This is a genomic window from Novosphingobium sp. PhB165, from assembly GCF_004341845.1.
Classification (GTDB): Bacteria; Pseudomonadota; Alphaproteobacteria; order Sphingomonadales; family Sphingomonadaceae; genus Novosphingobium.
On record NZ_SLVB01000003.1, the window covers coordinates 144,199 to 159,502 of the forward strand.

Below are 15,304 nucleotides of genomic sequence, written 5' to 3' on the forward strand. Positions count from 1 at the left end.
GCACAAAAAAGGGGAGAGAACCGAAGTTCCCTCCCCTCCCCTGTTTCGCGTGACGCGAATGTCGGGATCAGAAGCCCATGGTGATAGTGCCGCTGACGGTGCGCGGCGCACCGATGTAGGCGGTCGGGACCGACGCCCCCGACGTATTCGACGTGAAGCCGCCGACATAAAACTTGTCGAACAGGTTGGTCACGTTGAGCTGCAGGTAGGTCTGGTCGTTCAGACCAAGGAACCCAAGCTTCACCTTCGCATCAAGATCGACCACGTTATAGGCCGGAGTCTTGGCGCCATAGACCGTGTACGGATAAGTCACAGTCGCGTTGTTCAGCGTGTAAGTCGGGGTAATCGGGATGTTCTGGTCGTTCACGTAACGCGGACCAGTGCGCTTGGCCTGTACGCCCAGCGTGACAGGGCCCAGATTGCCCTGGATACGACCACCGAACATGTAGGTCGGAGCACCGCCTTCGCGCTTGCCAGCAGTCAGGTAGTAGATCGGATCGCCGACAACCTGGCACTTGCCGATACCGGTCGATGCGCCGGCAAGGACATTGGCCTGGGTGCATTCGCCCGACTGGACGTTGTCCTGAATCTTCGACTTCAGCACCGAGCCGAAGATGTTGAAGGACACTTCAGGGATCGGCGCATAGCCGATGCTGCCGTCGAGGCCGTACTTGTGAACCTTGCCGAGGTTACGATAGATCGTCGTGTCGAGGATCGGATCGTACGAAGAGGCAAGACGGTTGTCGAACCAGGTGTACCAGGCCGAGATTTGGGCCTGAACCTTGCCCGAGATATACCGCGCGCCGATGTCGAGGTTGTCGGTGGTTTCGGGCTTCGGCATAGCCTGCTGCGAAGTGAAGCCCAGCGACTGGTACAGGTTGTCGGTGCCCGGAACCTGCATCCCCTTCGTGTAGTTGGCGTACACGCTGACCTTGTCGATAACCGAGAAGTTCAGGCCGGCGGTCGGCAGGATCTTGTGGAAGTTGTAGTTGCGCTTGGTCGGCGCGACGTAAGTCGGGTTGGCTGCCAGGAAGGTTGCCTGCGACGCCTCGTCGTTGAAGCAATCGACAAAGCTGCCGCCCGCTTCAGTCACGCACATATTGTTGAGACGGCGCGAGAACCAGGGCGAACGCACGCCGAGGTTGACGGTCAGACGCTTGTCGATGAATTCGCCGCGGTACTCACCCGAAACCTGGTTGAGCATGGCGATCGACTTGCGATTGCGCTTCTGGATCGGATCACCCGATGCGTCGAGAATCGGATTATCTTCGGGGAAGTATTCCGAAGTCAGGCCGTTCTGGCGCACAAACGCTGCTTCACCGGTCTGGCGGTGACGACCGTAGTCGAGCGAGTAGTTCAGACGGAAGGTCTGACCATCGATCGGGTTCCAGATCAGGTTGGCGATGACGCCAAAGCGGTTGGTCTTGGTTTCGCTGGGCGCGTAAACCGTAACGCTGTCAAGCGTGTCGCCGTCGCCATTGAGATCGACGCCGCCGAAGTAGGGCTTGCCGCCGATGTAACCAAAGATGCTCTGACCGGCCTTGGTCTTGTAGAAGCCTTCATAGCCGGTAACCGCGCCAAGACCGCCATTGGCCTTGGTGTACTGGTAGCTCGGGTCCACGGTCAGGGAGAGCGTGTCCGAAAGCGTGAAGCGCGAATTGATACGGATGCTGCCCGTGTTCGACGGATTGTAGCTCTCGTCGTAGCGGGTGCCGCAGCTATTGGGCGAATCGGTGACGCCGGCCCTCGCCGCAGCCACCTTGCAGGGCGCAACGATGTAATCGCGCTCATCCCGCGTGGTGGGGAAACGATTGGACGTGGCCGAACCAACGACACGGTCGGAAATCGACACAGTCTGGTTCGGCGCCGTGCCGTTGACCGTGATGAGGGTGGAATCGGTGCGCAGCGGCATCGACGAGAAGTTGCGATTGCGGTTGACGTTGTAGTTACCGGCAATGGAGATGAAGTCGCCATTGTCGCCCAGCGGCTGGTAAATCTTGGCGTTGAACTGCGACTTGTTCGTCTTGCTGTAAGGCATGAACGGATTTTCGTTCTCGGCGTGGCTGGCCGAGATCCAGGCGCGGGTGCCGATCGAGGTGAACGTGCCGGTGTCGACAACGCCGAACATACGGAAGTAGCCGTATTCACCGACCGAACCGCTGGTGCTGACGTGGAAGTCTTCGGTGGGGTTGCGGCTCTTGTAGTTCACGGTCGAACCCGAAGCGGCGGCGGTCGGGCTGTCGACGTCGGTCGTGCCGAGGTTGACGTTGACCTGCTCGATCAGCTCGGGGTCAAGCTGCTGGTTCGAATACTGCGCGTAGTTGCCGGTATCGTTGAGCGGAATACCGTCGAACGTCAGCGAGATACGGCTGGCGTCAAAACCACGGATATTCAGCGTGCCGCCCGACGAACCGTAAGGATCGTTGTTCTGGAAGCTGACGCCGGGGACGAGGTTGATGACCTCCATCACGGTCTGGCCCGCACGCTGCGTGGCGATCAGATCCTGCGTGATGACCTGCTTGGTCTTGGTCGTATCCGGCAGCTTGACGCCGCCGATTTGACGCGGCGCATTGCCGGTGACGACAATGGTGCCTTCTTCGAATTGCGACGAACCGGTCGACTGGGCGAGAGCCGGCATCGCGAGGAACGCTGCGCCGACGGCAAGCGTGCTGGTCGCGGTGGAGAGAACGGAATGGAACTTCATCTTAGCCCCCTGGAGCCTTGAGAGTGGGATTGACGCAATGATGCGGAAGGTTTTGCCCCGCCACAGGTTTGCTGCGGCTGCTAAGAGCAGTGCAATATGACAACTCCCTGACACGCGGGATTCATTTCTATCGGGGGCGATGCAATTTTTCCGCAACGTGACAGATTGAGCGCGATGGACTCGTGCATTTCCTTGTTTTTCGGCGATTCATGGAAATATTTTTGCCCGCTCCGTGCGATAAAAATGTCACGCGCAATATTGTTTCAACATGCCGCACTGCGGTATGAGCGACCTCGATGTGCATGACATGTTACGACATCGCTTGATGCATTTGCGGTGCCTGTGCGAGACACGCGGTCCATGGGCGTCGCACACAACCACCAGGGCCATAATCACGGCCACCAGCACCACGATCATGGTCATCATCATCACGGGCCGGGTGATGGGCACGGCCATGGACATAGCCATGGGGGCCACCACCATGGCCATCATCACTCCCTGCCGAGCAACATAGGCAGGGCTTTCGCTCTCGCGGTCGGGCTCAATCTCATCTTCGTGGTGGCGGAAGTGACCGCCGGTTTCCTCAGCGACTCGATGGCCCTGCTTGCCGATGCGGGTCACAATCTGTCGGACGTGCTCTCGCTCCTGCTCGCCTGGGCTGCCAGCGTGCTCGCTTCGCGGCCGCCGACGGAGCGCTTTACATACGGGCTGAAAAGCTCCTCGATTCTTGCCGCCATCGCCAATGCCGCGCTGTTGTGGGTGGCGATTGGCGCAATCCTGGTCGAAACGATCCGCCGCTTCGCCGAGCCAGCACCCGTCGCGGGAACCACCATGATCGTGGTTGCCGCGCTGGGCATCGCGGTGAATGCGCTTTCCGCGCTGCTGTTCGCCAAGGGCAGCAAGACCGACCTCAACTTGCGCGCCGCTTTCGTGCATCTGATGGCCGACGCAGCGGTTTCTGCCGGGGTGGTTATCGCCGGCCTCGTCATTGTCTGGACCGGCTGGAGCCTTGTCGATCCGATCGCCTCACTGGTCATCACCGCCGTCATCGGCTGGTCGAGCTGGAGCCTGCTGCGCGAATCGCTGCGGATGGGCATGATGGCCGTGCCCGAGAGCATCGACATCGGCGCCGTGCGCGGCTTCCTGGAAGCCCGCCCCGGCGTGGAGCGCGTCCACGACCTTCACGTCTGGCCGATGAGCACGACCGAGACCGCGCTTACCGCGCACCTCGTCATGCCCGAGGGCCAGCCCGGCGACGCTTTCCTGCAGCAGCTTGCCCATGACCTTGAGCACGATTTCCGCATCGGCCACCCGACCATCCAGATCGAAACCGAGGCCGAATGCGTGTGTTCGCTGGAAAGCGAATCCGTCGTCTGAAATCGGCGCCCTGAATTCGGTCTGGCGTGCTCGGTCCGCGCCAAGCGACAATAAGGTACAATAAACCCGATTGCGGCAGGCGGGCCGACGTTTAGGAATCGTGTCCATCTTTGATTGCACGGACATATCCGCGATGAAACGTCGACACTCCGCCCGCCTCATGCTTTCCGCAGCGCTTGCTTGCGCCTTGCTGCCCGGCCTTGCCCATGCCGACACCAAGAGTGACCTTGAGGCGCGCTACGCGGCACTCAAGACCGCCATGGACACGCGCGAGCCGGACGACATCAAGCCTTTCCTGACGCCTGACTTCAAGCGCACCGATCTTGGCGGCAATTCCATGAACGCCGATGACATGATCGAGCGCCTTGCGAATATTCCCGTCGATCCGAGCCGCAAGTCGACCAACACGATCACCTCGGTCACCGTCAATGGCCAGACCGCCGAAGTCGAGCAGCGCCAGGACGCCTCCGACAACCGGCAGGGCCGTGACGGCGAAACCCATCAGATCGCGATGAGCGAGCTGTCGCACGATACCTGGGTCCAGACAGACAAGGGATGGCTGCTCAAGTCCACCGAGACCGAGCAGATGACGATTTCCCGCGACGGTCAGGTCGTGCGCACCATGAAGAAGGGCGATCCGATGCCTCCGCGTGGCGGGCGCGGCGGTCCCGGTGGCGGCCGCATGGGCCCGCCCCCTTCTGACGGAAACAACTGAGAAGCGACCATGCGCCCCGGCTGCCCGGCCGGTGAGCCGGGGCGCAATTCCGGACAACGAAAAGGGCCCGCCCGGATAATCCGGACGGGCCCTTTTCGTTTTGATCCTGGCAGCAGCGCTTAGGCTGCGGCTTCGGCCTTGTCGCCCTTGAGCACGCGGACGGGTTCCTTGCGGCCCTCCACCACGTCCTTGTCGACGACGACTTCGGCGATATCGCCTTCGGTCGGCAGGTCGAACATGGTGTCGAGCAGCAGCCCTTCCACGATCGAACGCAGGCCGCGCGCGCCGGTCTTGCGGTCGATGGCCTTCTGGGCGATCGCCTCAAGCGCCTCGTCCGTGAAGGTCAGTTCCACGTCTTCCAGCTCGAACAGCTTGGCGTACTGCTTGATCAGCGCGTTGCGCGGCTCTTTCAGGATCTTGACCAGCGCCTCGATGTCGAGGTCGTTCAGGGTCGCGATCACCGGCAGACGGCCGACGAACTCGGGAATCAGGCCGAACTTGAGCAGATCTTCCGGCTCCGCCTTCTGGAGCAGTTCGCCCACGCGGCGCTTGTCCGGATCGGCGACATGCGCGCCGAAACCGATCGAACGCTTCTGGAGGCGGTCGGCAATGATCTTCTCAAGACCCGCGAAGGCGCCGCCGCAGATGAACAGGATGTTGGTCGTGTCCACCTGCAGGAATTCCTGCTGCGGGTGCTTGCGGCCGCCCTGCGGCGGAACCGATGCGGTGGTGCCTTCCATCAGCTTCAGCAGCGCCTGCTGCACGCCCTCGCCCGAAACGTCGCGCGTAATCGACGGATTCTCTGCCTTGCGGCTGATCTTGTCGATTTCGTCGATGTAGACGATGCCGTGCTGCGCCTTCTCGACGTTGTAGTCGGAAGCCTGGAGCAGCTTGAGGATGATGTTCTCCACGTCCTCGCCCACGTAACCGGCTTCGGTCAGCGTGGTGGCGTCGGCCATGGTGAAGGGCACGTCGAACGTCTTGGCGAGCGTCTGCGCGAGCAGCGTCTTGCCCGAACCGGTCGGCCCGACGAGCAGGATGTTCGACTTCGAAAGCTCGACGTCGCCCTGCTTGCCGCTGTGCTTCAGCCGCTTGTAGTGGTTGTGCACCGCCACCGACAGCACGCGCTTCGCGCGGTCCTGCCCGATCACGTAGTCGTTCAGCGTCTCGCAGATGTCACGGGGAGACGGCACGCCGCCGTCCTTTTTACCCGCAATCCCGGCCTTGGTTTCCTCGCGAATGATGTCGTTGCAGAGCTCGACACATTCGTCGCAGATGAAGACCGTGGGGCCCGCGATCAGCTTGCGCACTTCGTGCTGCGACTTGCCGCAGAAGCTGCAGTAGAGGGTGCTTTTCGCGTCAGATCCGCTCAATTTCGTCATTTTCCGTCTTTAGGCCATTTCCAGGCGACTCGTCGAGTCTACCTTGGACGGGGCCGGTTTTGCAATCCTAGCCCGATATGGGTACCCCGAGAACCATTGCAAAGAACTGAAGGTCGATACCCGCAGGCACCGACCTTCCGCGTCATGCTCAGGCTTCGGCCGACTTATCGGCTTCAGGCCGCGTTTCGAAGACCTTGTCGACGAGGCCGAACGCCAGTGCTTCCTCGGCTTCGAGGAAGGTGTCGCGGTCCATCGCCTTCTCGATCTCGTCGAGCGACTTGCCGGTGTACTTCACGTAGAGATCGTTGAGACGCTTACGCATCCGCAGGATCTCGCGCGCCTGGATCTCGATGTCCGACGCCATGCCGCGCGCGCCGCCCGAGGGCTGGTGCACCATGATGCGGGCGTTCGGCAGTGCTACGCGCATGCCCGGCTCACCGGCGGCGAGCAGGAAGCTGCCCATCGAGGCGGCCTGACCGACGCAAAGGGTCGCCACGCGCGGCTTGATGTACTGCATGGTGTCGTGGATGGCCATGCCGGCCGTCACCACGCCGCCCGGCGAGTTGATGTACATCGCGATGTCCTTCGAAGGATTTTCCGATTCGAGGAACAGGAGCTGCGCGACGATCAGCGAGGCCATGTGGTCCTCGACTTCGCCGGTCACGAAAACGATGCGCTCGCGCAGCAGGCGCGAGTAGATGTCGAAGCTGCGCTCACCACGGCTGGTCTGCTCGACGACCATCGGCACGAGTGCGCCGGTCACGGGGTCGGTAGTGAACTTTCCTTGGGCGCCCGAGGCGCCAAACAGGTCGAGCATGGGAGTCCTCTTCTGATTTGGACCGCCTATGTCGCGTGCCCCCGCACGATGTTCAAGGCCTTTAACCCCTCAATCGGTGCACCGCGCACAACTTATGCGGGCATTGTCCGGCCTTGAGCCCCACTTGTCCCGCTTCAGAGCGTTCGAAGGCACGATCCGTTGCCCTTTCTCAATATTTCCGTCATCCCTTGGCGGGATAAGGGAAATCTCTTGTCGCCGGCTTCGGGGGGAGCCTTTGCATGTCGAAAAAGCTCCAGGTGGGCACGATCCTGCTTACCGTGATGGCCCTTGCCATGGGAATCGCGTGGGCGTGCCTGCATCGCGGTCCATGGTACGACGAATTCTACACGCAATATGTGACGCGCCCCGGCCCTGGCTGGGGTGAAGCCCTGCGGACGAGCTGGCTCGCGGACAATCATCCGCCGCTCTATTACGCCCTTGCCCGCGCGACTGCCTGGATGGGTTCCATACAGACTCACCGGCTGCTGAACCTCGCCATCGGCGTGGCCTGCCTCCTTGCCGGCGTGGCGGTCGTGCGCGATGTGCCGCGCCTGCTGCCCGCAAGCGCCGTCCTCCTGCTGCTGCTGGCAGGCAACGAATGGACCGTGCTGAGCGCGAGCGAACTGCGTTCCTACTTCCTGTCGCTTGGCGCGGGCACCGTGCTGGCGCTATCCCTCAGCGCCCTGTCGCTCACGTGCGAAGGCGGCTCGCGGGCACGCCGACTGATCTATTTCGCCAGCGTATTGGTGGCTTTCAACACCCATATCGTCACCACGCTGATCGCCGGAGCCCTTATTGCTCCCTTTATCGCCGCCGCCGTGCTGCGCCGCGACTGGACTCTGGCGCGTGCCGTCGCCGTGCCGGCGCTGGCGGCGGGCGGGGTCTTCATCGCCATCAGCCTGATCCAGCTGCCCTACTGGCAAGCCAATACCCGGGCGTTCTGGATTCCGGCCGGCTTCGGCGAAGCGCGGTGGTCGATCGAATATGCCCTGCTGCGCAGTCTGGAAGCCAACCCGCTCGTGCTGCTGGGTGCGCTTGCCGGCGTGCTCCTCATGGGGCGCGACCTCATCCGCAACCGCACGGCCTGCACCGAGGTCCGGACGCTGGCCCTGCTGGCGACAGGCGTGATGGCTGGCCTTGGCATGCTGGTGGTGGTGCACTTGCTCCACCCGATGCTGATCGAGAAGTACCTGACCGCCATGGTGGGCGCGGTCAGCGTGGGTATCGCGCTGGCCTGCGGACGCCTGCTGAGGGCGCTGGGGCCGAAAACGACGGCGGTCTTTCTCGGCTTCGCGCTGCTCGTCTCGGCCTGCGGACTGGTGCAGAATGTCGGCAAGGTCGAGGCGCGCTACTCGTGGTACGGCACTGGCGGTTTCATCGCCCGCGAAGTGCACCTCTGTCCCGGCACGGTGATCCATACCGACCGCTTCTGGAACGCCGATGTCCTGTCCCTCCCGCCCGCAGACAACCTTTCGGTCGCGCCTTGGGCCTATCGCGAGGTTGCCGGACACTTCGGCTTCGCGATTGAGCCGGAAACCTCGCGAAAACGGGCGCAGGCCTGCCCCACGCTGTTCTGGGCCGAGCATGACAGTCGTCATCGCCTGAGCGATGCCGCAATTCTCGTCCACTTGCGCCAGAGCGGGTTCGCCGTGGACGCGATCGAAGTCCACCGCATCGGCGACGGCTGGGTCGCGGTTTCGCAGCCGGGCGCTTAGCCGCCATCAACAAGAAAGGCCCGCCGTGTTCGCACACGGCGGGCCTTTCAACGATCGGTCAGCGGTTTAAGCGACGCGATCAGTCTTCCTTGGCAGCGGCCTTCTTCTTGGCCGGAGCCTTCTTGGCGGGCTTCGCCTCGGCCTCGGCCTCGACTTCAGCCTCGTCCTTCTTGGCAGCAGCCTTCTTGGCGGGAGCCTTCTTCGGCTTTTCCTCGGCAGCAGCTTCGTCAGCCGGAGCTTCCTCGGCGGCGTCCTTGGCAGCGGCCTTCTTGGCCGGAGCCTTCTTGGCGGCCGGCTTCTTGGCTTCCGCCGGCTTCTCGCCGTCGGTGTCAGCCTCGATAGCGGCCTGCAGTTCGTCGCGGGTCACTTCGCGCTCGGTGACTTCGGCCTTCTCGATCAGGAAATCGACGACCTTGTCCTCGTAGAGCGGCGCGCGCAGCTGGGCAGCCATCATCGGGTCCTGCTGGACATATTCGAAGAAGCGCTGGCGGTCTTCCGGACGATACTGCTGCGCAGCCTGCGAGACCAGCATCGACATTTCCTGCTGGGTCACTTCCACGCCGTTGGCCTGGCCGATTTCCGACAGGAGCAGGCCCAGACGCACGCGGCGCTCGGCGATCTTGCGGTAATCGTCCTTCTCGGCCTCGATCTCGGCGAGAGCGGCAGCGGGATCTTCCTCGTTGCCGGCTTCCTGCGTGAGCTGCTGCCAGATCTGCGAGAATTCGGCTTCCACCATGGTCGGCGGCACGTCGAAGTCATGACCGGCGGCAAGCTGGTCAAGCAGCTGGCGCTTCATGGCGGTACGGGTCAGGCCGGCAGTTTCCTGCTCCAGCTGGCCCTTGAGCAGGCCCTGGAGCTGCTCAAGGCTCTCAAGACCCAGTTCCTTGGCGAAATCGTCGTCGATCTTCGATTCGGCAGGTGCCTTCACTTCGTGCACGACGATGTCGAAGGTGGTTTCCTTGCCGGCGAGGTTCGCGGCGGGGTAGTCTTCGGGGAAGGTCACCGTGATGGTGCGCTCGTCACCGGCCTTGGCGCCGCCGAGCTGCTCTTCGAAACCGGGGATGAAGCGGCCGGCACCGATGACCAGCGGGGCCTTCTCGGCCTTGCCGCCGTCGAACTCGACGCCGTCGAGCTTGCCGGTGAAGTCGATGATCAGCTGGTCGCCGTCTTCGGCCGCGCCGTCCTTGGTTTCGAAACGCTGCTGCTGCGAGGCAATGCGCTCAACCGCTTCGGCAACGGCGTCTTCGGCCACGGGCACAGTCAGCTTTTCCAGCTTCAGGCCGTCGATCGCGGGAGCGGCGATGACCGGAAGGACTTCGAGGCTGACGGTCAGCTCGACATCCTTGCCCTGCTCATAGCCTTCGCCCAGCGCAACGTCGGGGTTCATGGCAGGACGCAGCGCGTGATCGGCGACCAGCTTGTCCATCGCTTCGCGGATCGAGCTGTTCAGCGCTTCCTGGTGGATCGCGTCGCCGTGCATCTTCTTGACGAGGTTCGCGGGCACCTTGCCGGGGCGGAAGCCGGGCATCTTGACCTGCGGGGCGATCTTCTTGACCTCACCCTCGATCTTGGCAGTGATGGTCTTGGCGGGAATGGTCACCGTGTAGGCGCGCTTCAGGCCCTCGTTGGTGGTTTCGACGATCTGCATTTCAAATGCCTTCCTGTGCAATTCAGCGGGCCTTACGGGCCGATTCTCGCGACTCATCCCCCTGGGCGGCAGACTGGTGCGGGCGAAGGGACTCGAACCCCCACATCTTTCGATACTGGTACCTAAAACCAGCGCGTCTACCAGTTCCGCCACGCCCGCAAAGATGAAGCCTGAAACTCAAGGCCCGTGCCCTTATAAGGACACGCGGAAAAGGGCAAGTGCGGCGATTCGCATGGCGTGCAGACAGGCTGCGCCGTTCCGGCCGCAGGACGGGTCGCGGCAGCCGTCCGGCAGGCCGCCTTGCACCGCGCCTGCCGCCTGCCCAACTAGAGTAATGTCCCTTGAAGACATGACAAAGCGAGAGGCAGCCATGGCCACCCAACCCGGAGACGACCCCGGCAATACCCCGCCCGAAACGCCCTATCCGCCCATGGAACCGGACGCGCCGGATACCCCGCAGGAACTGCCGCCGACTGGCCCGGACTTCGACCAGCCGGATCCGACGCCTACGGAATTGCCGCCCCCGGACTGAGGGATTGTTTGAAATCCGGCGACAACCGGATTTCAAACAAACTCCAAGCAAACAGCCCGATTTCGCGTCAGTTCAGTCCTACCAGCCGGGCCAGTGCCTGCAACGTCGTCCCCTTGTCCGCCTTGCGGGCGGCGCCGGGCACGACCGGGCATTCCAGACAGTAAGCCTGTGCCCCGCTGGTCGAGAGCATCGCCGCAAGCTGCCCCGCCAGATGCGCGCCCTGCTCCTCACGGCGCTGCGACACCAGGCTCGCGAAGTCGTAGGCCCGGGCATGGCTGTCTTCATCCGGCGCCTGCGAGGTGTAGCTGTTCACGAACCGGGTGACCGTGTCCTCCTCGCTCTGGAGATAGACGGCATGCCACTTGCCGTTGCCGACACCGCCAAGCCGCGCCGCTTCGGCCAGCGCGGCATTGAGATCGCCCATACGGTCGACAAGGCCGATCCGCTGCGCCTCGGAGCCCGGCCAGACGCGGCCTTGCGCGATCGCGTCCATCTTCTCGGGCGTGGTCCGGCGCGCCTGCGCCGAAATACCGACGAACTTGTGATAGGTGCTCTCGATCGAGGCCTGCAGCATGCCCTCGACCTCGGGAGAAAGGCCGCCGAGGATGTCGGGCTGGCCGGACAGCGGCGTGGTTTTCACGCCGTCGCTGGTGACGCCGTACTGGGCCAACGTATTCTCGAAGCTGGTAATGACGGCAAAGACACCAATCGATCCGGTGATCGTCGCCGGCTGGGCAAAGACGGTCTGGCCCGGTGTCGAGACCCAGTAACCGCCGCTGGCAGCAAGGTTACCCATCGAGACCACGATCGGGATCTTCTTCGCCTTGTAGCGTTCGATCGCGCGGCGCATGCGCTCGGCCGCCATGGCCGAACCACCCGGCGAATCGATGCGCACGACCAGCGCCTTGAAGCCTTCGTCGATATTGTCGTCCAGCAGCTGGGCAATGCGATCGCCGCCGGCGCGGCCCGGCCCGGCATCGCCATCGACGATTTCACCGGCAATGGTGACGACGCCGATCTCGGCGCCTTCCTTCTTTTCGGGATTGGCGGCTAGCCAGGCCGCCAGTGCGGTGTGGCGATAGGGCAGATCCCTGCCGTCCTGATCGGAATCGTCCTTGCCGGCGATGGACGCCACGCGGGCATCGAACTCGCTCTTGTCGCCGATGCGGTCGACGATCCCGGCCGCCTTGGCGCCTTCGGCAAAGTCGCCTCCGCTTGCCTTGGCCCAGCCCAGCGGATCGCCGGTCATTCGGTCAAGCTGCGCCCGGGGGCGCGCGGCGGCGATGTTGGCCCTATAGCTGTTCCAGAGCGCGCCGTAGACATCCTGCATGGCCTCGCGCGCCTCAGGCGACATGTCGCTGCGCATGTAGGGTTCCACGAAGCTCTTGTAGGTGCCGGCGCGGAACACATGGGCGTTGACCTTGAAACGATCGAGCAGGCCCTTGAAATAGACCTGATTCCCGCCCGGCCCGGCCACGAAGGCGCCGCCCATCGGGTCGATCCAGACCTCGCTGGCGTGGGAAGCGAGCTGGACGCCGTCATCGGCATAGGCATTGGCGAACGTCAGCACCGGCTTGCCCGCCTTGCGCACTTCGTCCATCGACTGGCCGATTTCCTCGATATGCACCATGCCGCCGCCCAGAAAGCGCGACATGTCGAGCACGACGACCTTGATGCGGCTATCCGTCGCAGCAAGGTGCAGCGCGCGTTCAAGGTCGCGCGCCTGATATTCGCCGGCCGGTGCCTTGGAGCCAAGCAGCAGGGCCAGCGGGTCGATCCGGCTCTTCTCCTCGACGATCGAGCCATTGAGGTCGAGCAGCAGCGCGCCGTCCTGAATCCGGGTGGCGGCGGGCCGCGCCATCAGCAGGGCATAGAGCGCGCCAAAGAAGAGCAAGAGGAAAACCAGCGCCAGCGCGTCCTTCACCGCGACCAGCAATCTCCAGACCCTGTGCGCAAATTTCATGGATTCACCCGCCTTTCCGGCAACTTCATACCCCCACGGGGCCGGTGCGGCCAGAGCGGGCAACAAGTCTTTTTTCCGGCCCCATGCGCCCGCCATGAGGATACGAATGGCGCGCCTTGCAAAGGACTCGGCTCAAAACGCTTGAGCCCGGCCCCACCTGTGCCTAAGGCCTGATCTTCGATGACATCCCCAGAATATATCTATCCGGAAGGCGCGCTCGCCTTCCCGCATCGCGGTCTCGTGGGCATCGGCGGCCTTGCCCCTCATGAGATATGGTTCCTCCTTGATGAGGCCCAGCAGTGGGTCGAACTCAATCGCGGCACGCAGAAACGCCGCGACCTGCTGTCCGGCCTGACGATCATCAACGCTTTCTTCGAGAACTCGACGCGCACGCTGCTGAGTTTCGAGATCGCCGGCAAGCGCCTCGGCGCCGATGTGGTCAACATGGCCGTCGCCAATTCCAGCGTGAAGAAGGGCGAGACGCTGATCGACACGGCGATGACGCTGAACGCCATGCGCGCCGATGCCATCGTCATCCGCCATGCCAGCTCCGGCGCGGTGCAGCTGATCGCCGATCTGGTCGACTGCCCGGTGCTCAATGCCGGTGACGGCCAGCACGAACACCCCACGCAGGCCCTGCTCGACGCCCTGACCATCCGTCAGGCCAAGCGCGCCTTCAACGGCCTGCGCGTGACCATCTGCGGCGATATCCTGCACAGCCGCGTCGCCCGCTCGAACATCCTCTCGCTGGCCTCGCTCGGCGCCGAAGTGCGCGTCTGCGCGCCGCCCGCGCTGATGCCCGCCGATATCGAGCGGATGAACGTGAAGGTGTTCCACGATTTCGACGCCGCGCTGAAAGGCGCCGACGTGGTGATGATGCTGCGCCTCCAACTGGAACGCATGGAAGGCCAGTTCATCCCCTCCCCGCGCGAATATCGCCATCTTTACGGCCTCACGCTCGACCGGCTTGCCAAGGCCGAGCCCGACGCCCTCGTCATGCATCCGGGACCGATGAACCGCGGTATCGAAATCGACTCCAACGTGGCCGATCTGGTCGGCCGCTCGCAGATCACGACGCAAGTCGAAATGGGCGTCGCCATGCGCATGGCCTGCCTTGACGTGTTGACGCGAAAAGCGCGCAACGTGGAGGGCTGGGCATGAGCAATCAGGCACCCCTCACCGTAACCAACGGCAAGCTCATCCTTGCCGACGGTACCATCGTGCACGGCGCGCTGCGCTGCGAGGGCGGTTTCATCACCGCGATCGGCGCCGACGTCACTGCGCAACCGGGCGATACCGTCCACGACGCAGGCGGCCACCTGATCGCCCCGGGCCTTGTCGATCTGGGCGTTTTCGCCATCGACAAACCAGCCTTCCACTTCGGCGGTGTCACCCGCGCGGCGCTGATGCCGGACCAGAACCCGCCGCTGGACGTGCCGGCCCGCGTGCGCTTCGCTGCGCAGTCGGGCAAGCCGGACTTCTGGGTCCACCCGCTCGCCGCCGCCACGCAGGGCCTTGAAGGCAAGTCGCTGGCCGAAATCGCGCTGATGCGCGATGCCGGAGCCAAGGCGGTCGCCACCGGCCGCCACTGGATCGGCGATTCGGGCACGATGCTGCGCCTGCTCCAGTACACCGGCATGCTCGGCATGGTGGTGATGACCCATTCCGAGGATGCGGGCATCGTCGGCAAGGCCGTCGCCACCGCCGGTGAAATGGCGACGCGTCTCGGCCTTCCCTCCGCCCCGGCCGAAGCCGAAGCGCTGGCCATCGCCCGCGACATCGCGCTGGCCGAACTGGCGAATGCGCCGATCCACTTCCGCAAGGTGACCACCGCCAAGGGGCTGGACCTCGTGCGCGGCGCCAAGGCGCGCGGGCTGAAAGTGACGGCGGGCGTGACGCCGGCCTACTTCATGCTTTCCGACCTCGCGCTGGCGGGCTTCCGCACGTATGCGCACCTGTCGCCGCCGCTGCGCTCGGAGGACGACCGCAAGGCCGTGATCGCGGCCATCGGCGACGGCACCATCGATGTGATCGCCTCTGGCCATGACCCGCGCGGCCCCGAGGACAAGCGCCTGCCTTTCTCCGATTCGGCCCCCGGCATGGCCGGCGCCGAGACGCTGCTGCCGCACACGATGAACCTCGTGCGCGATGGCGTGATCTCGATGTCGCGCGCATTCGAGCTGGTCGCGACGAACCCGGCCAGACTGCTGGGCGTCAATGCGGGCAAGCTCGAAGTGGGCGCGGAGGCGGACATCGCGGTGGTCGCGCCGGATCGTCCGTGGATCGTCGATTCGAGCAAGATGGCTGCTGTTGCGGGCAATACGCCGTTCGACAAACAGCCCGTTCAAGGCCGTGCCGTGGCGTTGTTCAAGGGCGGCGTGGCGGTGCTTCAGAAGTAAGCGGCTGTATGGGCCGGATCCGTTCCGGCCCAAAACGCACTCCCCCTTCACC

Annotated in this window: 11 protein-coding genes and 1 tRNA gene; 6 read left to right on the forward strand and 6 right to left on the reverse strand. The window is 63.7% G+C overall.

Annotated features, from left to right (window positions below):
- Positions 1–67: 67 nt before the first annotated feature.
- Positions 68–2,704, reverse strand: a complete 2,637-nt coding sequence (locus EDF56_RS09245) for a TonB-dependent receptor (RefSeq protein WP_132386612.1) — start codon at positions 2,702–2,704, stop codon at positions 68–70.
- 360 nt (positions 2,705–3,064) lie between these two features.
- Here EDF56_RS09245 and EDF56_RS09250 point away from each other — a divergent pair, with 360 nt between their 5' ends.
- Both EDF56_RS09250 and EDF56_RS09255 read left to right on the forward strand, forming a co-directional pair.
- Positions 3,065–4,081 carry a cation diffusion facilitator family transporter gene (locus EDF56_RS09250; protein ID WP_132386614.1) on the forward strand — a complete coding sequence of 339 codons (1,017 nt, stop codon included), beginning with the start codon at positions 3,065–3,067 and terminating at the stop codon, positions 4,079–4,081.
- A gap of 133 nt (positions 4,082–4,214) precedes the next feature.
- Positions 4,215–4,796 carry a DUF4440 domain-containing protein gene (locus tag EDF56_RS09255; RefSeq protein WP_132386616.1) on the forward strand — a complete coding sequence of 194 codons (582 nt, stop codon included), beginning with the start codon at positions 4,215–4,217 and terminating at the stop codon, positions 4,794–4,796.
- A 119-nt stretch (positions 4,797–4,915) separates the two neighbouring features.
- Here the strand turns inward: EDF56_RS09255 and clpX are convergent, their stop codons facing one another.
- A complete protein-coding gene (gene clpX / locus EDF56_RS09260; protein WP_132386618.1) occupies positions 4,916–6,178 on the reverse strand; it encodes an ATP-dependent Clp protease ATP-binding subunit ClpX in 1,263 nt (420 codons plus the stop codon).
- Between the two features lie 148 nt (positions 6,179–6,326).
- Positions 6,327–6,995 carry an ATP-dependent Clp endopeptidase proteolytic subunit ClpP gene (clpP, locus tag EDF56_RS09265; RefSeq protein WP_132386620.1) on the reverse strand — a complete coding sequence of 223 codons (669 nt, stop codon included), beginning with the start codon at positions 6,993–6,995 and terminating at the stop codon, positions 6,327–6,329.
- A gap of 239 nt (positions 6,996–7,234) precedes the next feature.
- On the opposite strand from clpP, the gene EDF56_RS09270 reads away from it, so the two are divergent.
- Complete coding sequence (locus EDF56_RS09270) at positions 7,235–8,710, forward strand: hypothetical protein (RefSeq protein WP_132386622.1); 1,476 nt, start codon at positions 7,235–7,237, stop codon at positions 8,708–8,710.
- A gap of 79 nt (positions 8,711–8,789) precedes the next feature.
- Here EDF56_RS09270 and tig read toward each other — a convergent pair whose 3' ends face one another.
- The gene (gene tig, locus EDF56_RS09275; RefSeq protein WP_132386624.1) at positions 8,790–10,358 is read right to left on the reverse strand and encodes a trigger factor; all 1,569 of its coding nucleotides are present in this window, start codon (positions 10,356–10,358) and stop codon (positions 8,790–8,792) included.
- A gap of 74 nt (positions 10,359–10,432) precedes the next feature.
- Positions 10,433–10,517, reverse strand: a tRNA-Leu gene (locus EDF56_RS09280).
- A 211-nt stretch (positions 10,518–10,728) separates the two neighbouring features.
- Here EDF56_RS09280 and EDF56_RS25885 point away from each other — a divergent pair.
- A complete protein-coding gene (locus tag EDF56_RS25885) occupies positions 10,729–10,890 on the forward strand; it encodes a hypothetical protein (RefSeq protein WP_165912152.1) in 162 nt (53 codons plus the stop codon).
- A gap of 67 nt (positions 10,891–10,957) precedes the next feature.
- Here the strand turns inward: EDF56_RS25885 and sppA are convergent, their stop codons facing one another.
- Positions 10,958–12,853, reverse strand: coding sequence for a signal peptide peptidase SppA (gene sppA / locus EDF56_RS09285; RefSeq protein ID WP_132386626.1), 1,896 nt, complete (start codon positions 12,851–12,853; stop codon positions 10,958–10,960).
- A gap of 180 nt (positions 12,854–13,033) precedes the next feature.
- Between sppA and EDF56_RS09290 the strand changes: the two genes are divergently transcribed.
- Together EDF56_RS09290 and EDF56_RS09295 are read left to right on the forward strand one after the other, a co-directional pair.
- The gene (locus EDF56_RS09290) at positions 13,034–14,014 is read left to right on the forward strand and encodes an aspartate carbamoyltransferase catalytic subunit (RefSeq protein ID WP_132386628.1); all 981 of its coding nucleotides are present in this window, start codon (positions 13,034–13,036) and stop codon (positions 14,012–14,014) included.
- The gene (locus EDF56_RS09295; RefSeq protein WP_132386630.1) at positions 14,011–15,252 is read left to right on the forward strand and encodes a dihydroorotase; all 1,242 of its coding nucleotides are present in this window, start codon (positions 14,011–14,013) and stop codon (positions 15,250–15,252) included. Before EDF56_RS09290 ends, EDF56_RS09295 begins: the two co-directional genes overlap by 4 nt.
- Positions 15,253–15,304 lie beyond the last annotated feature (52 nt).

Excerpts from the sequence above, each read along its gene's own strand:
- EDF56_RS09270 (WP_132386622.1), top strand. The coding sequence starts at position 7,235 with ATGTCGAAAAAGCTCCAGGTGGGCACGATCCTGCTTACCGTGATGGCC.
- EDF56_RS09290 (WP_132386628.1), top strand. The coding sequence starts at position 13,034 with ATGACATCCCCAGAATATATCTATCCGGAAGGCGCGCTCGCCTTCCCG.
- EDF56_RS09250 (WP_132386614.1), top strand. The coding sequence starts at position 3,065 with ATGGGCGTCGCACACAACCACCAGGGCCATAATCACGGCCACCAGCAC.
- clpP (WP_132386620.1), bottom strand. The coding sequence starts at position 6,995 with ATGCTCGACCTGTTTGGCGCCTCGGGCGCCCAAGGAAAGTTCACTACC.
- EDF56_RS09245 (WP_132386612.1), bottom strand. The coding sequence starts at position 2,704 with ATGAAGTTCCATTCCGTTCTCTCCACCGCGACCAGCACGCTTGCCGTC.
- EDF56_RS09255 (WP_132386616.1), top strand. The coding sequence starts at position 4,215 with ATGAAACGTCGACACTCCGCCCGCCTCATGCTTTCCGCAGCGCTTGCT.
- EDF56_RS25885 (WP_165912152.1), top strand. The coding sequence starts at position 10,729 with ATGGCCACCCAACCCGGAGACGACCCCGGCAATACCCCGCCCGAAACG.
- sppA (WP_132386626.1), bottom strand. The coding sequence starts at position 12,853 with ATGAAATTTGCGCACAGGGTCTGGAGATTGCTGGTCGCGGTGAAGGAC.
- tig (WP_132386624.1), bottom strand. The coding sequence starts at position 10,358 with ATGCAGATCGTCGAAACCACCAACGAGGGCCTGAAGCGCGCCTACACG.
- EDF56_RS09295 (WP_132386630.1), top strand. The coding sequence starts at position 14,011 with ATGAGCAATCAGGCACCCCTCACCGTAACCAACGGCAAGCTCATCCTT.
- clpX (WP_132386618.1), bottom strand. The coding sequence starts at position 6,178 with ATGACGAAATTGAGCGGATCTGACGCGAAAAGCACCCTCTACTGCAGC.